A 19,247-nucleotide genomic window follows, 5' to 3' on the forward strand; every position below is an offset into this window, starting at 1 on the left:
GCCGCCGGTGCCGTGCGCGGGCCCCGACACGCGGCGGCCTCGCGGGGTGCGGGCGCCGCCGGCTGTGGGCACGGGAGCGCGGTGAACAGACCGGGCCGGGGCGACCCCGGCCCGGTTCGTCATGTCTGGTTGTTGAGGTCGGTGGCCAACAGGGTGGCGCAGCGCCGCACGATGGGGGCGGCGCGGTCCACGAACTCCCAGCTCACCCGGGCCTCGGGGCCCGACACCGACACGGCCATCCCCGAGGGCGCGCCCGCGACGGGGACCGCCACGCAGCGCACGCCGACCTCCTGCTCGCCGTCGTCCACGGCGAAGCCCTGTGAGCGGACCCGGCGCAGCTCCGCGAGGAAGGCGTCGGGATCGGTGATGGTGCGGTCGGTGGCGGCGGGCATGCCGGTGCGGCGGACCGTGGCCAGCACCTCCTCGTCGTCGAGCTGGGACAGCAGCGCCTTGCCCACGCCCGCCGAGTGCGGCAGCACGCGGCGCCCCACCTCGGTGAACATGCGCATGGAGTGCTGTGAGGGCACCTGCGCGACGTAGACGACCTTGTCGCCGTCGAGCATGGCGAGGTTGGCGGTCTCGCCCAGGTCCTCCACCAGCTGCGCCAGATGCGGTCGGGCCCAGGTGCCCAGCATCTGCGAGGCCTTGTCGCCCAGGCCGATCAGCCGGGGCCCCAGCGCGTAGCGGCGGGAGGGCAGCTGGCGCACGTAACCGTTGCCGACCAGGGTGCGGATGATGCGGTGGATGGTCGGCAGGGGGAGCCCCGAGGAGTCGGCCAGCTGGCTCAGCGAGGTCTCGCCGCCCGCCTCGGCCATGATCTCCAGCAGTGAGAAGGCGCGGTCGAGGGACTGCACGCCGCCGGAGCGTCCGCGTTTGCCCTGTTCGTCAGGGTGGAGAGAGGTCTGTGGGGCTGACAAGGATCGTGCTCCCATGCTGAGGGCCGTGGGTTCGGGGTCCTGCCTCCGCGCGGGGAGGACGGTTTCCGGCTCACTGTCTTCTATAGCACGTGCAACGACGGTGTTCCGGTGGTCCGGGAACCTGCGCCCCGGGATCTTGGACACCCCGGGCTCCCTTGTTATTCCGTATAGCAAAAGTTAATATCCACGATAGGAAAAACTAGCCTGGGAGGGGACATACACGTGCAACAGGACCGGTCCGAGAACCGCCGCAGGGAACCCGATCTCGGCCTGGACGTGCTCACCGCCGGACTGAACGCCCGCCTGGCCGACGCCGACGCCCGGCTCGTCCGCGACTACCCGGGCTCCTCCGGCGCACGCCAGCCGGTGCACACCGTCTACGTTCCGGCGGACCGCGTCCGGGCCGGACTGGTCAGGGAGTGGGGCGAGGCGGCCCTGCGCAGTCTGGACGAGTACGCGCCCGACGCCGCGGCCCTGGCCGCCGCCACCGGCGTGGACGAGGACGCCGTGGCCGGGGTCCTGCCCCGCCTGCGCGACAAGCTCGTCCGCGAGCCGGTCGAGGACCTGCGCGTGGACCTGGAGGACGGCTACGGCGACCGCGGCGACGCCCAGGAGGACAGCGACACCGTCGCCGCCGCCCGCGCCCTGTGCTCCGACATGGAAGCCGGACAGGCACCGCCCGTCCTGGGCGTGCGGATGAAGGGCATGGAGGCCGCCGGACGCGCCCGCGGCGCCCGCAGCCTCGCGCTGTTCCTGCACACCCTCCTGGAGGAGCGGGGCGGGCTGCCGGACGGGCTCGCGCTCACCCTGCCCAAGATCACCTCCGTGGAGCAGGTCGAGGCGATGGTCTGGCTCACCGAGGAGCTGGAGCGGCGCCTGGAGCTGCCCGAGGGGCGGCTGCGCTTCGAGTTGCAGATCGAGACCCCGCAGTCGGTCCTGCTCCCCGACGGCACGGTGGCCGTCGCCCGCATGATCGGCGCCGGCCAGGGCAGGGTCAGCGCACTGCACTACGGCACCTACGACTACAGCGCCGCCTGCGGGATCACCGCCGCCTACCAGAGCATGGCCCACCCGGTCGCCGACCACGCCAAGGCCGTCATGCAGGTGGCCGCCGCCGGAACGGGGGTGTGGCTCTCCGACGGCTCCACCAACGTGCTGCCCGTGGGCTCGGCCGAGGAGGTGCGCGCCGCCTGGCGTCTGCACGCCTCCCTGGTCCGACGCTCCCTGGAGCGCGGCTTCTACCAGGGCTGGGACCTGCATCCGCACCAGCTGCCCACCCGCTACCTGGCCACCTACGCCTTCTACCGCGAGGCCTTCGCGCCCGCCGCCGCGCGCCTGCGCGCCTACCTCGGCGCCGTCGCCGGGGGCGTGCTGGACGAGCCCGCCACCGCCCAGGCGTTGGCCGCCGCCCTGGTGAGCGGGGTACGCTGCGGGGCGCTGGACGAGGCCGAGGTGGCCGACGCCGCCGGAACCGACACCCGCACACTCGTCGGCCTGGCCAGCCGGCGGGTGGGACAGGAGCAGTGAAACCGATGACCCAGCACGATCTCGCCGTCCGCGCCCGCCGCGCCCTCACCCCCGAGGGGGAGAGGCCCGTCACCGTCGGGGTGCGCGACGGGCGCGTGGTCAACGTCCTGGAGGGGGAGTCCGCGCCGCTCATCGCCCGCCGCGAGATCACCCTGGCCGGGGACGAGGTGCTGCTGCCGGGCCTGGTCGACACCCATGTGCACGTCAACGAGCCCGGGCGCACCGAGTGGGAGGGCTTCGCCACCGCCACGCGGGCCGCCGCCCTGGGCGGGATCACGACCCTGGTGGACATGCCGCTCAACAGCGTGCCGCCGACCACCACCGTCGCCGGGCTCGACGCCAAGCAGGCCGCCGCCGAGGGCAAGCTCGCCGTGGACGTGGGCTTCTGGGGCGGGGCGGTCCCCGAGAACAGCCGCTCCGGCGCCACCAAGGAGCTCGCCGCGCTCTGGGAGCGCGGGGTGTTCGGGTTCAAGGCGTTCCTGTCCCCGTCGGGGGTGGAGGAGTTCGGCCACCTGTCCCAGGAGGAGCTGTACTCGGCCGCGGAGGCGATCGGGGAGTTCGGCGGACGGCTCATCGTGCACGCCGAGGACCCCGGCGTCCTGGACGGGGCGCCGCCCGCGGCCGGGCGCGACTACGCCTCCTTCCTGGCCTCGCGGCCCGACACCGCCGAGAACGAGGCGATCGCCCGGGTGATCGACGTGGCCAGGGCCACCGGCACCCACGCGCACGTGCTGCACCTGTCCAGCGCCTCCGCCCTGCCGCTGATCGCCCGGGCCAGGGCCGAGGGCGTGCCGCTGACGGTGGAGACCTGCCCGCACTACCTCACCCTGGAGGCCGAGGGCGTGCCCGCGGGGGCCACCCAGTACAAGTGCTGCCCGCCCATCCGGGACGCGGCCAACCGCGACCTGCTGTGGCGCGCGCTGGCCGACGGGCTGATCGACTGCGTGGTCAGCGACCACTCGCCCAGCACCCCCGACCTCAAGGATCTGGACACCGGCGACTTCGGCACCGCGTGGGGCGGGGTGTCCGGCCTCCAGGTGGGCTTCTCCGCGGTGTGGACCGAGGCCCGCCGCCGTGGCGGATCCCTGGCGGACGTGGTGCGGTGGATGTCGTCCGGGCCCGCGCGGGTGGCCGGACTGCGCGGCAAGGGCGCCATCGCCGAGGGCGCCGACGCCGACTTCGCCGTGGTCGCCCCGGAGGAGTCCTTCCGGGTGGACGTGCGCGCGCTGGAGCACCGCAACCCGGTGAGCCCCTACGACGGGGCCGAACTGCTCGGGCGGGTGCGCCGCACCGTCCTGCGCGGTCGGGACGTGGGGCCCGGGGACAGGGCCGGGCGGATGCTCGTCCGCGGGTAGGAACGGCGACGGGCCGCCGCCGGGGTGATCCCGGCGGCGGCCCGGTCGTTCGCGAGGGGGTCAGCCCCGCAGCTCGCTCCAGCGGTCGCGGAGGTGGTCGGCCCCGGCCCCGGTCAGGGAGCCGAAGACGTTGAGGCGCGCGATGCCGCCGTCGGGGTACACGTCGGTGCGCACGTGGGTGGCGGTGACCGGGGTGTCCAGGACGAAACGGTGGGCGCTGTCGGGCTCCAGCCGTGTGCGGGGGACGATCTCGAACCACGCGTCGGGGGCGTCGGAGTGCGCGTCGCGTCCCAGGACCGCCACCCAGCCCGCCGCGTTGCCCTTGAGGTAGGCGGTGTCCAGCTCCAGGGCGCGGACGGTGGCCTGGGCGGTGAGGCGGAAGCGCACCCAGTCGTGCTCGCTGTCGCGGCGGCGCCGGTTCTCCCAGCCGTCGTCCATCTTCTGCGAGCGGCCGGGGGCGATGATGTTGTCCGGCGAGGAGTAGAAGCGGTCCGAGGCGTCCTCGACCATGCCGCCGTTGACCAGGGCGGCCACGTCGAAGCCGCCCAGGGCGGTGAGCCAGTCGGGGTCGGGCACGGGCTCTCCGTACACGCGCAGGCGGGCCACGCCGCCGTCGGGGAACTGCTTGAGGCGCAGGTGGGTCCACCGGCGCCGTGCCTCCACCTCGAAGGCGTTGGCGGCGTGCCCGTACACGAAGGCGCGGGGGACGATCTCGGTCCACTCCGCCTTGAGCAGCTCGTCCGTGGTGGGGGTGCCCTCCAGGTGGACGGCCTCGACGCTGACCTCGCGGGGGTGGTTGCCGCGGAAGTGCGCGGTGTCCACCACCACGCCGCGCACCAGGCCGGGCAGGCCGAGGCGGACCAGGGCCCAGTCGTGGTCGTCGGCCGCGGGGTGGGGCTGGTCGCCGCTCACGCCGCGGCGTCTGCGGGTCTCCCAGCCGTCCATCACCTTGCCCTTGTGCCCGAAGGCGTGCGGGTCGAACACGGCCGGTCCGGGCAGCAGCAGGTTCTCGCGCTGGGCGAAGAACTCGTCGTTGGCCGCCACGACCCCGGCGCCCAGGCGCCGGTCGGCCAGGTCGACCAGGGCCGAGAAGTCGAGGTCGGTGTCCCGGTAGTCGGCGTAGGGGTCGCCGCCCGCGTAGGGCCGGGCGTTGTAGGCACGTGGATCGGTGGGCTGGGCCCCGCTCATGTTTCTCCCGAAAAAGTGGACGTGTCGGACATGTCCAGAGTCCCAAGAGAAAACGATTACTTCCAGCGAAAGTTTCTGATCATTCTGTTCAGTTGAACTGAACAGAAGGGCCGCCCAGGTCCGCGGCGGTGTCGGCCAGGGCGCGCAGCACCACCGCGACCTGGGGGCGCCCGCCCGCCCCGGAGCGCACGGCGGAGACCACGTGGCGGCGGGGCTGGTCGGAGCGCAGCACCCGCAGGCTGACCCCGGGGGTGTCGTCCGCGGCGGCCAGCCGGGGGACCAGCGCGACGCCCATGCCCGCCGCCACCATGTCCAGGATGGCCCTCCAGTCGGAGGCCACGTGCGCCTGCTCGGGGACGAACCCCGCCTGCGCGCACGAGGCGACGGTGATGTCGCGCCAGGGGCCCGAGGCCCCGTAGATCCACGGTTCCCCGGCCAGGTCGCGCAGGCGCAGGGCGCGGGCGTCGGCCAGGCGGTGGTGGGCGGGCAGGGCCGCGTCCAGGGGGTCGGTGAGCAGCTCGCGCCGGTCGTAGCGGCCGTCGTGGCCGGTGGGGGCCTGGGCGGCCAGGGACAGGCCGACGTCGATCTCGCCCGCCGACAACAGGTCGTAGACCTCGGCCGCCTCGGCCTGGTGCACCCGCGTGGTCAGGCCGGGGTGGGCGCGCCGCAGGGCGCCCAGCGCGGGCACCACGAGGCTGGGGATGGCGGTGGCGAAGGCGCCCACGCGCACGTGCCCGGCCTCGCCCCGGGCGAAGCCCTCCAGTTCGGCCTCGGCCCGCTCCAGCTGGGCCAGGACGATGTCGGTGTGGCGCAGCAGGGCGTGCGCGGCGTCGGTGAGGCGGACCCGCCGCCCGTGCGCCTCCAGCAGGGCGACCCCCACCTGCTGGGAGAGGGAGGACAGCTGCTGGGACACGGCGGAGGGGGTCATGCACAGGGCCTCCGCCGTGGCCCGGACGGTCCCGAACTCCTCCAGGGCGCGCAGGACGCGGAGTTTGCGAAGATCCCAGTCGGTCATCCTGTCAGGGATACCATTCAGCCGCCCTGAACGGAACGCCGGTGTCCGCGGGGATTCCGCGGACACCGGCTCCGGGGGCGGGAGGCGGGGCCCCCGCCCCGTCGGCGGTCACGCCCGGGGCTTGTCCAGGGGCTCGGCGCCCCCGTCGCGGTAGGCCTCCCGGGCCTGGTCGGTGTACTTGGCCTCCCCGGGACCGGCGCTGCCGATCTCCTCGGCGTCGATCTCGGCCGGGGCGGCGGAGCTCCCGCGTCCGATCACGTTGAAGCACACGTTGAGCACGATCGCCACGACGGCCGCGCCGATGATGCCCGAGTGCGCGACCAGCTCCACCGACTCGGGCAGGAACGCGTAGAAGGTCGGGTAGGCCAGCGGGATGACCGCCACGCCCACGGAGGCGGCCACCAGCACCAGGTTGAGGTTGTTGGTGAAGTCCACCTTGGCCAGGGTCTTGACGCCGCTGGCGGCCACGCTGCCGAACAGCACCAGGCCCGCGCCGCCGAGCACGGGCGTGGGGATGGCCGCCATGGCGCCGCCCAGCACCGGGAACATCCCCAGCGCGACGAGGATGCCCGCGCCGGTGGCCACCACGTAGCGGCTGCGCACCTTGGTCAGGGCCAGCAGTCCGATGTTCTGCGCGAAGGAGCTGGTGGGGGTGGCGCTGAAGACCGGCCCGATGATCGACCCGCTCACGTCGGCGCGCAGGCCCGCCGAGATGCGCTTGGCGTCCACCTTCGAGCCGGTGATCTCCCCGACCGCGATGATGTGCGAGGCCCCCTCGGTCAGGACCACGAGCATGATGACGCACATGGTGACGACCGCGGCGACCTCGAACCGGGGCGCGCCGAAGTAGAACAGCGAGGTCGGGTCGAACACGATGTCGGCCTCGCCCACCCGGCTGAAGTCGGCCATGCCCAGGGGGACGGCGACCAGGGTGCCCACGACCAGGCCCAGGAGGATGGACAGCCGCCCCCAGATGCCGGGGAGGACCCGGGAGCCGAGCACGATCACCCCGAGGGTGAGCCCGGCCAGTCCGAGGTTGGCCAGGGGCGCGGCCGGGACCGTGGAGCCGTCCTCCAGGGTGCGGGCGCCGCCGTCCATGATCCACCGCGCCGCCACCGGCATGAGGCTGACGCCGATGACGGTGATGATGGTGCCCGTGACGATCGGGGGGAAGAAGCGGATCAGCTGCCCGAAGAACGGCGTCAGCGCCAGGGCGAAGACTCCGGCGGCGAGCGAGGCGCCGAAGGCCACGGGCAGGTTCTCGCCGTCCTGCCCCGCGGCCAGGGAGGTGATGGCGCTGACGGGGACGAAGGAGCAGGCCACCACGATCGGCATCTGCGCGCCGACGCGCCGGTGGCCCACGGTCTGCATGAGGGTGGCGAACCCCGCCACGAGGAGCGCGCCGCTGACGAGGATGCCCATGGCGGCGGGGTCGTTCGCGAGCCCGGCGGCGGCGCCGATGACGAGGGCCGGCGCCACCGCGCCGGCGTACATGGTGAGGATGTGCTGGAGCCCGTAGACCAGGAGCAGCCGCGCGGGCAGCTTCTCGTCCTCGGGGCGGGGGGAGGAGGCGGCGTTCGTTGTGGCCGAGTCCTTCGCGGACGGACTGTTCGACATGGCCAGTTTCCAGCCTTTGCGATCGGCGGCCACCCCGGAGGGGGCCGAACTCTCGGGCACGGGGCCCGGTGGTGTCGCACCGGCCCGACACCCCCGTCAGGGGGCGCCGGGGCCGGGGGAGGGCCCGCCGCGGCGGGCCAGGGCCCGTGGCACGGCTGTGCGCGCGGGTCACGGGGGTGTCGGTGCGCGTGCCCGGCGGGAAGCCGGGGCCGCGGACGGGACCGCGAGGAGAGGGCGGTCCCGCCCGCGGGGCACCTGCCGGAGCGCCCACCGGGGAGCGCCCGGACACGGGGCGGGGCAGGGCTTGTCCGTAGGGGGCGCCGTCCGGGCACCGAGGTCCTCTCGGCGCGTCCGGACGCGCGGGACGGTCGCGGGCCGCCCGGGGACGGGAGGGCGGGGTGCGGCGGCGTCCCGGGGAGGGGAGGCCTCTAGACGAAGCCGGGGACGGTCTTCCAGGCGTCGCCGGGCCCGGGGGCGTCGTCGCGCTCCACGGTGGCCTCGATCTTGCCGTAGGGGCGGTCGGCGGCGAAGAAGACCTCGTTCGGGTTGTCCAGGCCGAACGGGGACAGGTCCACCAGGAAGTGGTGGTTGTTGGGCATGGAGAAGCGGATCTCGGCGATCTCCGGGTGCGCCTCCAGGACGGCCCTGCCCATCTCGTAGAGGGTCTGCTGCAGCGCCAGGCTGTGGGTCCGGGCGAAGGCGTCCAGGCACAGGGCGCGGACCGAGGAGTAGGTGCTGTCGAAGTCGTGCTCCACGCCCACGTAGCGCCAGCGGGCGGTGACGTCGGTGGCCAGGATCCGGTCGGTGGTCTCGGGCAGCGTCGTGTACCTGGTCTTGGGGTAGCCGTGGAACTCCGAGCCGGTGGACTTGAGCACGGACAGGCCCTCGAAGCCGGAGACCACCCACTCCCGGTCGCCCGTCTTGGTGACGACGGTGGTGCGGGTCTCGGCGCCCTTGCGCGAGAACGCGTGGTCGTGCGGGCCGGAGGAGGTCTGGATCCGCTCCCAGGAGTACTCGTGCACCTCCTGGCGGGCCCCGTGCACGTACTCGTGCTCGTCCACGAAGTGGCGGGCCAGACGCAGGGCGAAGTCCTCGACGGCGCCGACGCCGCCCCACTCGCGGGCCTTGGCGTAGACGGTGTTCTTCTGGGTGTCGGTCGGCAGGCAGGTGCTGTTGTCGCCGAGGGTGTGCACCGTCTCCAGCTCTCCGCGCAGCTGGGAGGTGACGTTGACGTCCTTGATCCGGTGGACGTCGGTGTCGCGGTTGACGTGGACGAGGCGGACCTCGGCCTTGCCGTACTGGTTGTCTCCGAGTCGGATGCCCATCAGGGTGAACTCCATCCGTGTGATGCGTGAAGTCGTCATCGTTCGCGCCGTGGCGCAAGTGCTACGAGGGAGGACCGCTGTGGTCGTGCGGAAGGACCTGTCGCGCACTCGAAGATTCAGGTTTGCCCTGGCCAGCGAGGATCTCCTGCCCGCCGCTCCCTTCCCGGTCGGCCGTGCCGCCGCGGTGGTCTGTGTGGGTGGTGCCCAGGGGGAGGGCGCGTGGCGCCCGCCCGGCTAGGAGCCCCGGTAGGTCGAGTAGGCGAACGGGCTCAGCAGCAGCGGGACGTGGTAGTGGGCGTCCTCGTCGGCGAGGTCGAACACGATGGCGACCTCGGGGTAGAAGCCGCGCTGGCCGGTGGCCCCGAAGTAGGCGGCGGTGTCGAAGACGATCCGGTGGTAGCCCGCGGGGAGCCGGTCGGGGCCCAGGTCGGGCACGCGCCCGTCGTCGTCGGTGCGCCCCTCGGCGACCGTCCGCCAGGCGCCGGGGCCGTCGGCGGCCTCCAGCCGCACGGGCACGCCGCGGGCGGGACTGCCCAGGGCGGCGTCCAGGACGTGGGTGGTGACGTGGCTCATGCGTCCTCCAGGAGTTTGACGAGGCGGAGCCCGGCGATCCGCCGCAGCTCCCCGCCGACCACGGCCAGTTCGGTGTCGCGGTCGTTGGACAGGCGCGCGACCAGGTCGGCGAGGAGTTCGCGGCTGGAGCGCCCGCTCGCGCAGACGAGGTAGATCTGCCCGAATCTGTCCTCGTACTCGCGCTGGGCGTGGGCGAAGATCCGCTGGACGCGCACGGAGGCGTCGTCGGTGTCGGAGGCGAAGGCGGACTGCTCTCCGCGCGACCATGCGGCCTCGGTGCCGGCGCCCTCGGCCTTCTCCCCGATGCGGGGGTGGCGGGCCAGCGCGGAGGCGACCTCGTCGGCCGTGACGGCGCGGGCGTGCCCGTCGGCCGAGGCCAGCAGGGCCGCTCGGTCGGAGAAGGGCGCCTCGGACGCGACTGCCGCGACCCAGCGGTCCACGTCCAGGCACTGCGCGAGCGCGGCGCGCAGCTCCTGTTGGGGCAGGGCGTTCAGGCGGGCCAGGCCGGGGTCGGGCCCGCTCTCCGGCTCCTCCGGGGTGCTCATGTGGTCTCCCGTGACTTGGCGCGAACCCCGGGTCCCCGTCCGTGGGACGGCGCACCGCCGCAGCCCCCGCCAAGAATTTTCGTAGTGCAGATAGCTAATTCCGTATTACGGATTGGAGGGACTCTAGTTGATGCGAGTGTGACCTTGTCAACACTCGCAAGGGGAGATCTGCGAAAAATAACCCGATCTGTGCCCGAGCACAAAGAAGGCCCGACCTTCTCACCGTCACACAGAGTCCGCGACGGGTTTCGGGGGGTTCGCGGGGTCGGTGCGCCCGGAGTGGCGTCCGCGGTGTGGGGGAGCCGGCTCCCGGAGTGGTTGACAAGCGGGGGTGCCCCGGCACACACTTCAATCATTCCTTAAAGCGAAAACTACTTTCCACATTGTGAAAGTAGATGCTGGAGGCAAGGTATGAGCCACACCCTGGGGTACACGGTGAACTGCTCGCTGCTGTTCACCGAGCTCCCCCTCCACGACCGCCCCCGGGCGGCGCGGGAGGCGGGCTTCGACGCCGTCGAGTTCTGGTGGCCGTTCGAGAGCCCGACCCCGCCCAAGGACGAGATCGACGCCTTCGTCTCCGCCCTCGACCGGGCGGGGGTCCGTCTCAGCGGCCTCAACTTCTTCGCGGGCCAGCTGCCCGGACCCGACCGGGGCGTGCTCTCGCACCCCTCGCGCAGCGCCGAGTTCCGCGCCAACATCGACGTCGTGGTGCGCATCGCCGAGCGCACGGGCGCCACGGGCTTCAACGCCCTCTACGGCCTGCGCCAGCCGGGGGTGGACCCCGGCGAACAGGACCGGACCGCCCTGGAGAACACCGTCGCGGCGGCCGAGGCCGTGGCGGCGGTCGGCGGCACCGTCCTCATCGAGCCCATCAGCGGGGCCGAGAGCTACCCCCTGACCACGGCCGCGGACGGACTCGCGTTCGTCGCCCGGGCCCGGGAGGCGGGCGCGGACAACGTCGCCCTCCTGGCGGACCTGTACCACCTCGCCGTCAACGGCGACGACTTCGCCGCCGCGGTCCGCGACCACGCCGCCGAGTTCGGACACATCCAGATCGCCGACACCCCCGGGCGCGGCGAGCCCGGCACCGGACGGCTGCCCATCGGGGAACTGCTCACCGCCGCCCAGACCGGGGGCTACCGGGGGCTCGTCGGCCTGGAGTACAAGCCGACCGTGCCCAGCGCCCAGAGCTTCGGCTGGCTCAACTGACCCCCGGCCGCGCACCACGCCACCAGCAGCACAGCACCAGCAGCACACCAGTCACGAAGGGGGCCCTCGTGCCCGTCAGGAAGATCGCCTTCATCGGCCTGGGGATCATGGGTCTGCCCATGGCCGTCAACCTCGTCCGCGCCGGGTACACCGTGACCGGCCACAACCGCAGCCCCGAGCGCGTCGACGCGCTGGTCGCCGAGGGCGGCCTGCGCGGGGGCAGCGTCGCCGGGGCCGTCGCCGACGCCGACGCCGTCATCACCATGGTCCCGGACTCCCCGGACGTGGAGGAGCTCATGCTCGGCCGGGGCGGCGTCTTCGAGAACGTCAAGCCCGGCACCCTGCTCATCGACATGAGCACCATCCGCCCGGACGTGTCCCGCGCGGTGGCCGAGGCCGGGGCCGAGCGCGGCCTGCGCGTCCTGGACGCCCCCGTCAGCGGCGGCGAGGCGGGCGCGATCGAGGCCAAGCTCTCCATCATGGTCGGCGGCGCCGAGGAGGACTTCGAGGCGGCCCGGCCGCTCTTCGACGTCCTGGGCACCACCCCGGTCCTGGTCGGACCGAACGGCTCCGGCCAGACCGTCAAGGCCGCCAATCAGCTCATCGTCGCGGGCAACATCCAGCTCCTGGCCGAGGCCCTGGTCTTCCTGGAGGCGCACGGGGTGGACACCGAGTCCGGCCTGGAGGTCCTGGGCGGCGGGCTCGCGGGCAGCACCGTGCTCCAGCGCAAGGGCGCCGCCATGCGCAAGCGCGACTTCACCCCGGGCTTCCGGATCGCGCTGCACGACAAGGACATGCGCATCGTCACCGACTCCGCGCGCGCCGCCGGGGTCGCGATCCCGCTGGGCTCCCAGGTCGCGCAGTACGTCGGCGCGCTCAAGCACCAGGGCCACGGCGGCCTCGACCACTCCGCGCTGCTGAAGATCGTCGAGCAGCTCTCCGACCGCTCCGAGAAGTAACGGACCGGCCCTTCGGAGGCCAGGGTCCGCACCCGGCCCCGCGCCGTCCCTCCCCGGTGTTGGCCGCACCGGCGGACACGGCCCGCACGCGCCGTCCGGACCCACCCGCGGGCCCTCCCGCACCCCAGCAGCGCCACCCCTAGCACACGGCGTCATCACCACACAGCCACCAGCATCCCCAGCACTGAAGGGTTCGCTTCCCATGCCACAGATGCCCGCGATGAACGCGGTCGTGGAGGTCCTCAAGGACGAGGGCGTCGACACGGCCTTCGGCTGCCCCGGCGCGGCCATCCTGCCCCTCTACAAGGCGATGGAACAGGTCGGCGGCATCGAGCACCTGACCGTCCGCCACGAGGAGGGCGCCACCCACATGGCCGACGGCTGGTCCCGGACCACCGGCAAGGTCGGCGTGGCCATCGGCACCTCCGGCCCCGCCGGAACCAACATGATCACCGGCCTGTACACGGCCATCGCGGACTCGGTCCCGATCGTGTGCATCACCGGCCAGCAGCGCACCGACCTGCTGGACAAGGAGGGCTTCCAGGCGGTCGACATCGTCGAGATCGCCAAGCCCGTGACCAAGTGGGCCGTCCAGATCAAGGAGGCCGCCACCGCGCCCTGGATCTTCCGCGAGGCGTTCCGGATCGCCCGGGAGGGACGCCCCGGCCCCGTCCTGGTGGACATCCCCGTGGACGTCGCCCAGCAGCTGATCGACTACGACCCCGCCATCGACGCCCCGCTCAAGGTCAACGCCGTCGAGCCGCACCAGCCCCGGGTGGAGCGCGCGCTGGACATGCTGCTGGAGGCCGAGCGCCCCCTGATCCTGGCCGGAGGCGGCGTGATCACCGCCGAGGCCTCCGACGACCTGCGCGCGCTGGCCGAGCACCTCCAGGTCCCGGTGCAGGTCACCCTCATGGGCAAGGGCTCCTTCGACGAGGACTCCCCGCTGTACTCGGGCATGACCGGCGTGCAGACCTCCCAGCGCTACGGCAACGCCTCCTTCCTGGAGTCGGACCTGGTCCTGGCCGTGGGCGCGCGCTTCGCCGACCGCCACACCGGGCAGATCGACGTCTACCGGGGCGAGCGCAGATTCATCCACGTCGACATCGAGGCCACCCAGATCGGCCGGGTCTTCGAACCCGACCTGGGCGTGGTCTCCGACGCGCGGCTGTTCCTGCGCGAGCTGCTCGCCGCCGCGCGCGCCCGCGGCGCCAAGGCCGAGGTGCGGCCCTGGATCGACCGCGTCGCCGAGCTCAAGGCCACCCTGACCCGCCGCGAGGACTTCGACACGGTCCCGGTCAAGGCGCCGCGCGTCTACAAGGAGATCAACGAGGTCTTCGGCGAGGACACCTACTTCGTCACCGCGATCGGCCTGTACCAGATCTGGGGAGGCCAGCATCAGAAGGCGTACAAGCCGCGCCACTACCAGATCTGCGGCCAGGCGGGCCCGCTCGGCTGGGAGATCCCCGCCGCCATCGGCGTCAAGAAGGCGCTCAAGCACACCGAGCCGGACGCGGAGGTCGTCGGGATCGTCGGCGACTACGGGTTCCAGTACATGGTCGAGGAACTGGCCGTGGCCGCCCAGTACGACGTGCCCTACGTCATCATCATGCTCAACAACGAGTACCTGGGCCTGATCCGCCAGGCCTCGATCCCGTTCGACATGAACTACCAGGTGGACATCCACTACGACGAGTACGGCACCGACAACGTCAAGCTCATGGAGGCCTACGGCTGCTCCGGGCGCCGCGTCGTGGAGCCCGGGGAGATCCGCGAGTCCCTGGAGTGGGCCCGCAAGCAGGCCCAGGCCACCTCGCGGCCGGTACTCGTGGAGATCATGATCGAGCGCGAGGCCAACACGCCGCACGGGCCCGCGATCGACGCGGTCCGCGAGTTCGAGCCGGTCCCGGGGGCCTGACGGCGGGTGTGCCCCGTGCGGAACGCCTGCCACAGCGGACCAAACGGGGCACACCGGACACAGGTGAACCTGCCGTTACAGGGTTGTGTCCGGAGTGTTTCGCGACGTGCGTTTTCTCCGGCCCGCACCTGCGCAAACGTGGAGTCACCTTGACGACGGAGCCGCCGTGCCAGGGAGCGGGAGAACGCAACGGAGCCGTCGTCGGCACTCTCGGAAGTTGGAAAAGCATGTCCCCCCACGCGCGTTTCCTCTCTGCGGTCGCCGTCGCGGCCGTCGCGCTCACCTCCTCCGCCTGTTCCTCCCAGAACGGCTCCGAGGAGGAGTTCCAGGAACTCCTGGCGGAGAGCGGTCTGCCCGGTGACGAACTCAGGATCACGGCACCGGACTCCGAAGGGTTCTGGTGGGCCACCTACGAGGCCACGGACGACTGCCAGCTCCAGTTCAAGTGGAACGGCACCGACCCGGTGCTGATCTACGGGGCCCAGACGGACGGCTACCTGGAACTGGCCCCGGACGAGACCTACGTGGAGTCCTTCGGCCAGGGCAAGGTCCAGCAGGCCTGCCAGGGGGAGTTCTGACCGCTCCCGGCCCCGGGCGCGCCGCCCGGGGCCGGGGCCTTCTCCGCCCCCGTCAGCCCCCGCCCCTCGGCCCCCCGCCCGTGTGTCCACGGCGGATACGGCGATCTCCGGAGCGCCCCCGTTCTGCCCGCCGTCCCGGTGGGGCGCGTGGTCCGGCGCAGCCGGGTGCACCGGGACCGACACCTGCGGTGACCCGCCCACCCGGGCCGGGACGGCGGCGCGCGTGCGTGACCTGGCCAAGTGCGTACCCGGTCGACGGCCCCGCGGCGGTTCCTCCTAACGTGAGTGCGTTCCCGAGGGCATGACCCCTCTCGACCCGCACACCACGGAGCCCGCCTTGAGCGACCTGTTCGATCCCGTCCGGATCGGCCGCCTGCACCTGCCCAACCGCCTGTTCATGGCCCCGATGACCCGCTCGCGCTGCCGCGGGGGCGTGCCCGGCGACATCACCGTCGAGTACTACGCCCAGCGCGCCTCGGCCGGGCTGATCATCACCGAGGGCATCCAGCCCAGCGTCCGCGGCCAGGGCTACACCGACACCCCGGGCCTGCACAGCGACGAGCAGATCGCGGCGTGGCGGCGCGTCACCGACGCCGTGCACGGGCGCGGCGGGCACATCTTCGCCCAGCTCATGCACGCGGGCCGGGTCGGACACCCCAGCCTCTACCCCGACGGCGGCCTGCCCGTCGGCCCTTCCCCCATCGCCTCGGGCGCGTCCATGTACGACGGCAGGCAGAAGCTCGCGCACCCGGTGCCGCGTGAGATGACCGCCGCCGACATCGACCAGACCCTCGCCGACCACGCCGCGGCCGCGCGCAACGCGATCGCCGCCGGTTTCGACGGGGTGGAGCTGCACGGCGGCAACAGCTACCTCATCGAGCAGTTCCTCTCCGACGGCAGCAACCGGCGCACCGACGGGTACGGCGGCAGCGCCGCCAACCGCGCCCGCTTCGCCCTGGAGGTGGTGGACGCGGTCGTCGAGGCCGTCGGAGCCGACCGCACCGGCCTGCGCGTCTCCCCGGCCAGCAGGCTCAACGGCATCAGCCAGAGCGACCCCCTGGAGCAGTACCTCGCGCTCCTGGACGGGCTGCGCGGCCGTCCCGAACTGGCCTACCTGCACCTGACGGAGTCGGCCTCGGCCGAGTACACCGACGCGCTGCGCAAGGAGTGGCCGGGAACCTTCGTCCTCAACCCCGCCTCCGGCACCGACACCGGACCCGCCATCGCGGCCCTGGCCCGGGAGCGGGCGGACGCCGTGGCGATGGCCGCGGCCTGGATCGCCAACCCGGATCTGCCCGCCAGGATCAGGACCGGCGCCCCCGTCGCGGCCCCCGACCGGGCCACCTACTACGGCGGCGACCACCGCGGCTACACCGACTACCCGGCCCTGGACGCCTGACGCGAAATCCCGTCGACGGGACCGGGCCCGGCCGTCGGCGCGCGGTGACCGCGCTGCCGGCGGCGGCCCCGGGTGTTGGCCGCACCCCGGGCCCCGTCGACGGGATCTGGAACAACCCCCCTAGCACTGAAGGGTTCACCGAAAATGTTACAGACACCCCGCCGGTCTCTTGAGGTCGAGGTACCGGTAAGGGGGTGAATCCCGCCGTGCGCGCCCTCAGTGAGGAGGATCCCCAGGTCATGTGACGCCCGTCCCAACATATGGACACCGGGTACCAGTTCCGGCGGGCCGTCTGCTAGCGTGAGGACCGTTATGCTGCGCGAGCTGCTTCTCCTTAGCGGCCGCGGCGGGGGTCGTTAAAAGGTCGGCTCCCTCGCCGCGGGACTTCGGCTTGTCCTGGTCGACCATGACCAAGCGCCAGATCCACCCGAGGAGCCACCGAGATGGTGCCGCAGCAAAAGCCCAGCCCCATGCCCTTCCACCGCTACAAGCCCTTCGCGCCGGTGGACCTGCCCGACCGCACCTGGCCCTCCAAGAGCATCACCGAGGCCCCGCGCTGGCTGTCCACGGACCTGCGCGACGGCAACCAGGCGCTGATCGAGCCGATGGACCCCGCCCGCAAGCGCGAGATGTTCGAGCTGCTGGTGCGGATGGGCTACAAGGAGATCGAGGTAGGTTTCCCGGCCGCCAGCCAGACCGACTTCGACTTCGTCCGGTCCCTGATCGAGGGCGACGCGATCCCCGACGACGTGCAGATCTCGGTGCTGACCCAGGCCCGTGAGGACCTCATCGAGCGCACCGTGCAGAGCCTGGTCGGGGCGAAGCGCGCCACCGTGCACCTGTACAACGCCACCGCGCCCACCTTCCGCCGTGTCGTCTTCCGCGTGGACCGCGAGGCCTGCAAGGACATCGCCGTCCAGGGCACCCGGCACGTCATGCGCTTCGCCGAGCAGTACCTGGGCGAGACCGAGTACTTCGGCTACGAGTACTCGCCCGAGATCTTCATCGACACCGAGCTGGACTTCGCCCTGGAGGTCTGCGAGGCCGTCATGGACGTCTGGCAGCCCGGCCCGGGCCGCGAGATCATCCTCAACCTGCCCGCGACCGTCGAGCGCTCCACGCCCAACGTCTACGCCGACCAGATCGAGTGGATGAGCCGCAGCCTGTCCCGGCGCGAGCACGTGGTCGTCTCGGTGCACCCGCACAACGACCGCGGCACCGGCGTGGCCTCGGCCGAGCTGGCCGTCATGGCCGGGGCCGACCGCGTCGAGGGCTGCCTGTTCGGGCACGGCGAGCGCACCGGCAACGTCTGCCTGGTCACCCTGGGCATGAACCTGTTCAGCCAGGGCGTGGACCCCCGGATCGACTTCTCCGACATCGACGAGATCCGCCGCACCGTCGAGCACTGCACCCAGCTGCCGGTCGCCCCGCGCCACCCCTACGGCGGCGACCTGGTCTACACCGCCTTCTCCGGCTCCCACCAGGACGCCATCAAGAAGGGCTTCGCCGCCCAGCAGGAGGCCGCCGACGCCGCGGGGACCCCGGTGGAGGAGCACGTCTGGGACGTGCCCTACCTGCCCATCGACCCCAAGGACGTGGGCCGCAACTACGAGGCCGTCATCCGGGTCAACAGCCAGTCCGGCAAGGGCGGCGTCTCCTACATCATGCAGCGCGACCACTCGCTGGACCTGCCGCGCCGCCTCCAGATCGAGTTCTCCCAGGTCATCCAGAAGTTCACCGACGCCGAGGGCGGCGAGTTCGCCGCCGGGCGCATCTGGGAGATCTTCTCGCAGACCTACCTGGCCGAGGGCGGACCGGTCGCGGTGCTGGCGCACCGCTCCACCACCGACAGCGACGGCACCTACCGGATCGAGGCCGACGCCCGGGTCAACGGCGAGATCCGCGAGCTGACCGGCACCGGCAACGGCCCCATCTCCGCGTTCTGCGACGCCCTGACCGACGTCGACGTCAAGGTCCGCGTCATGGACTACGTGGAGCACTCCATGGGCGGGGACGGCGACGCCCGCGCCGCCGCCTACGTGGAGGCCGAGATCGACGGCCGCGTGGTGTGGGGCGTGGGCATCCACAGCAGCATCACCACGGCCTCGCTCAAGGCGCTGTGCAGCGCCATCGCGCGCGTCTGACGCGCGCACGCCCGCGGGCGCGCGGGGCCGCGACCGCCGGGTCGCGGCCCCGGCCCGTTCCGGGACGCTAGAGCAGGCCGAACGGGCCGGGGTCGGGCAGGCCCAGGGCGGCGCACGACTCCCGGTGCGCGCCGGTCAGCTCGCCCAGCGCGATCGGCCTGCGCGAGGTCGCGGCCATGTCCTGGCGCGCCTCGGACGTCCAGGGGAAGGGGCGCAGCGACAACCCCCGCGTCAGGTCCAGCGCCTCTGTCTCCTCGCGCCAGCCCGGCCAGCGCAGGGCGCGGTAGAAGTCCTCCAGGTGGCCGTCCAGCAGCCACAGCATCCAGCCGGAGTAGGCCGTCTCCAGCGGTTCCCACTCCAGGGAGTCAGGCGCGAAGTAGACCATCTCCCCGGGCCTGCCCGGATAGTCCCCGCCCTCGGCCGCGGGCCCGTTGAGGGCGAACACCCCGCCCAGAACGTCGTGGGCGACCACCAGCCGCGGCGGCGGGCCGTACACCACCGCCGCGCTCAGGTCGTTGACCTCGCCCAGACCGGGCAGCTCCGCCCCGCCGCCGCCGTGCACGCGCAGCCACCCCCCGTCGAGGAGCAGGCCGCCGGACTCCAGCGCCATCGCGCCCAGGAAGGAGCGCGCGGTCACCTGGAGGCGGTGCAGGCACGTGCGGCCGCGCTCGGGGTCGACGGGCAGGGCGCGCACGGCGGCCCCGCCCCGCTCCAGGCGTTCGGACAGCAGCGGCCAGGCGGGTTCGTCCACCTCGACCAGTTCACTCAGCTCGCGCACAGGGCCACCTCCCGTCGGGCCGCGAGGGGTCGCGACGGCGGTCCACACTACCGGTCGGCGCCGACGCGTTCGCCGAGGCCTCCGGGAGGGCGAACGGGGCGGCACGCCCTTCGAGCCGCGGACCGCGCGCGTGCGCCCTGCCTCCACCGCGGTCCGGCCGCCGGGCTCCGCCCGCACACGCGGGGCCGCCCCTCCCCCTC

At 72.8% G+C, this 19,247-nt stretch carries 16 protein-coding genes; 8 read left to right on the forward strand and 8 right to left on the reverse strand.

Translation table 11 applies throughout. The features are described from left to right. Positions 1-119: 119 nt before the first annotated feature. The gene (locus tag UIS43_RS25305) at positions 120-854 is read right to left on the reverse strand and encodes an IclR family transcriptional regulator (protein WP_019606907.1); all 735 of its coding nucleotides are present in this window, start codon (positions 852-854) and stop codon (positions 120-122) included. A 285-nt stretch (positions 855-1,139) separates the two neighbouring features. On the opposite strand from UIS43_RS25305, the gene UIS43_RS25310 reads away from it, so the two are divergent. Further along, complete coding sequence (locus tag UIS43_RS25310; RefSeq protein WP_013151765.1) at positions 1,140-2,444, forward strand: aldolase; 1,305 nt, start codon at positions 1,140-1,142, stop codon at positions 2,442-2,444. A 5-nt stretch (positions 2,445-2,449) separates the two neighbouring features. Next, positions 2,450-3,799 (forward strand): allantoinase AllB, encoded by a 1,350-nt coding sequence (gene allB, locus UIS43_RS25315; RefSeq protein ID WP_071621570.1) that lies wholly within the window; start codon positions 2,450-2,452, stop codon positions 3,797-3,799. Between the two features lie 60 nt (positions 3,800-3,859). Here allB and alc read toward each other — a convergent pair whose 3' ends face one another. The 6 genes from alc to uraD form a co-directional block, all read right to left on the reverse strand. Next, complete coding sequence (gene alc, locus UIS43_RS25320; protein WP_013151767.1) at positions 3,860-4,987, reverse strand: allantoicase; 1,128 nt, start codon at positions 4,985-4,987, stop codon at positions 3,860-3,862. Positions 4,988-5,075: 88 nt separating this feature from the next. After that, a complete protein-coding gene (locus tag UIS43_RS25325) occupies positions 5,076-6,002 on the reverse strand; it encodes a LysR family transcriptional regulator (protein WP_013151768.1) in 927 nt (308 codons plus the stop codon). 108 nt (positions 6,003-6,110) lie between these two features. Further along, positions 6,111-7,619, reverse strand: coding sequence for a nucleobase:cation symporter-2 family protein (locus UIS43_RS25330; protein WP_013151769.1), 1,509 nt, complete (start codon positions 7,617-7,619; stop codon positions 6,111-6,113). 428 nt (positions 7,620-8,047) lie between these two features. Continuing rightward, a complete protein-coding gene (gene pucL / locus UIS43_RS25335) occupies positions 8,048-8,944 on the reverse strand; it encodes a factor-independent urate hydroxylase (protein WP_013151770.1) in 897 nt (298 codons plus the stop codon). A gap of 234 nt (positions 8,945-9,178) precedes the next feature. Then, positions 9,179-9,517 (reverse strand): hydroxyisourate hydrolase, encoded by a 339-nt coding sequence (gene uraH, locus UIS43_RS25340; RefSeq protein WP_013151771.1) that lies wholly within the window; start codon positions 9,515-9,517, stop codon positions 9,179-9,181. Next, positions 9,514-10,062: a 2-oxo-4-hydroxy-4-carboxy-5-ureidoimidazoline decarboxylase gene (uraD, locus tag UIS43_RS25345; RefSeq protein ID WP_013151772.1), complete on the reverse strand. Its 549-nt coding sequence runs from the start codon at positions 10,060-10,062 to the stop codon at positions 9,514-9,516. Before uraD ends, uraH begins: the two co-directional genes overlap by 4 nt. 411 nt (positions 10,063-10,473) lie before the next feature. Between uraD and UIS43_RS25350 the strand changes: the two genes are divergently transcribed. The 6 genes from UIS43_RS25350 (at position 10,474) to leuA (ending at position 18,269) form a co-directional block, all read left to right on the forward strand. Next, positions 10,474-11,271 carry a hydroxypyruvate isomerase family protein gene (locus UIS43_RS25350; protein ID WP_013151773.1) on the forward strand — a complete coding sequence of 266 codons (798 nt, stop codon included), beginning with the start codon at positions 10,474-10,476 and terminating at the stop codon, positions 11,269-11,271. 68 nt (positions 11,272-11,339) lie between these two features. Then, on the forward strand, positions 11,340-12,230 hold the full coding sequence (locus UIS43_RS25355) for a 2-hydroxy-3-oxopropionate reductase (RefSeq protein ID WP_013151774.1): 891 nt from the start codon (positions 11,340-11,342) through the stop codon (positions 12,228-12,230). Between the two features lie 202 nt (positions 12,231-12,432). Continuing rightward, a complete protein-coding gene (gene gcl / locus UIS43_RS25360; protein ID WP_071621574.1) occupies positions 12,433-14,148 on the forward strand; it encodes a glyoxylate carboligase in 1,716 nt (571 codons plus the stop codon). A gap of 227 nt (positions 14,149-14,375) precedes the next feature. Then, complete coding sequence (locus UIS43_RS25365; protein ID WP_013151776.1) at positions 14,376-14,726, forward strand: hypothetical protein; 351 nt, start codon at positions 14,376-14,378, stop codon at positions 14,724-14,726. Positions 14,727-15,063: 337 nt separating this feature from the next. Next, positions 15,064-16,125, forward strand: coding sequence for an alkene reductase (locus tag UIS43_RS25370; RefSeq protein WP_041552305.1), 1,062 nt, complete (start codon positions 15,064-15,066; stop codon positions 16,123-16,125). 443 nt (positions 16,126-16,568) lie between these two features. Then, a complete protein-coding gene (gene leuA, locus UIS43_RS25375; protein ID WP_013151778.1) occupies positions 16,569-18,269 on the forward strand; it encodes a 2-isopropylmalate synthase in 1,701 nt (566 codons plus the stop codon). Positions 18,270-18,336: 67 nt separating this feature from the next. On the opposite strand, the gene UIS43_RS25380 is transcribed toward leuA, so the two are convergent. Beyond that, complete coding sequence (locus UIS43_RS25380) at positions 18,337-19,047, reverse strand: DUF2625 domain-containing protein (protein WP_358455250.1); 711 nt, start codon at positions 19,045-19,047, stop codon at positions 18,337-18,339. Positions 19,048-19,247 lie beyond the last annotated feature (200 nt).

This window comes from Nocardiopsis sp. LDBS0036 (assembly GCF_041228755.1).
GTDB classification, from domain to species: Bacteria; Actinomycetota; Actinomycetes; order Streptosporangiales; family Streptosporangiaceae; genus Nocardiopsis; species Nocardiopsis dassonvillei.

Excerpts from the sequence above, each read along its gene's own strand:
- allB (WP_071621570.1), top strand. The coding sequence starts at position 2,450 with ATGACCCAGCACGATCTCGCCGTCCGCGCCCGCCGCGCCCTCACCCCC.
- alc (WP_013151767.1), bottom strand. The coding sequence starts at position 4,987 with ATGAGCGGGGCCCAGCCCACCGATCCACGTGCCTACAACGCCCGGCCC.
- UIS43_RS25325 (WP_013151768.1), bottom strand. The coding sequence starts at position 6,002 with ATGACCGACTGGGATCTTCGCAAACTCCGCGTCCTGCGCGCCCTGGAG.
- UIS43_RS25330 (WP_013151769.1), bottom strand. The coding sequence starts at position 7,619 with ATGTCGAACAGTCCGTCCGCGAAGGACTCGGCCACAACGAACGCCGCC.
- pucL (WP_013151770.1), bottom strand. The coding sequence starts at position 8,944 with ATGGGCATCCGACTCGGAGACAACCAGTACGGCAAGGCCGAGGTCCGC.
- uraH (WP_013151771.1), bottom strand. The coding sequence starts at position 9,517 with ATGAGCCACGTCACCACCCACGTCCTGGACGCCGCCCTGGGCAGTCCC.
- uraD (WP_013151772.1), bottom strand. The coding sequence starts at position 10,062 with ATGAGCACCCCGGAGGAGCCGGAGAGCGGGCCCGACCCCGGCCTGGCC.
- UIS43_RS25350 (WP_013151773.1), top strand. The coding sequence starts at position 10,474 with ATGAGCCACACCCTGGGGTACACGGTGAACTGCTCGCTGCTGTTCACC.
- gcl (WP_071621574.1), top strand. The coding sequence starts at position 12,433 with ATGCCACAGATGCCCGCGATGAACGCGGTCGTGGAGGTCCTCAAGGAC.
- UIS43_RS25365 (WP_013151776.1), top strand. The coding sequence starts at position 14,376 with ATGTCCCCCCACGCGCGTTTCCTCTCTGCGGTCGCCGTCGCGGCCGTC.
- leuA (WP_013151778.1), top strand. The coding sequence starts at position 16,569 with ATGGTGCCGCAGCAAAAGCCCAGCCCCATGCCCTTCCACCGCTACAAG.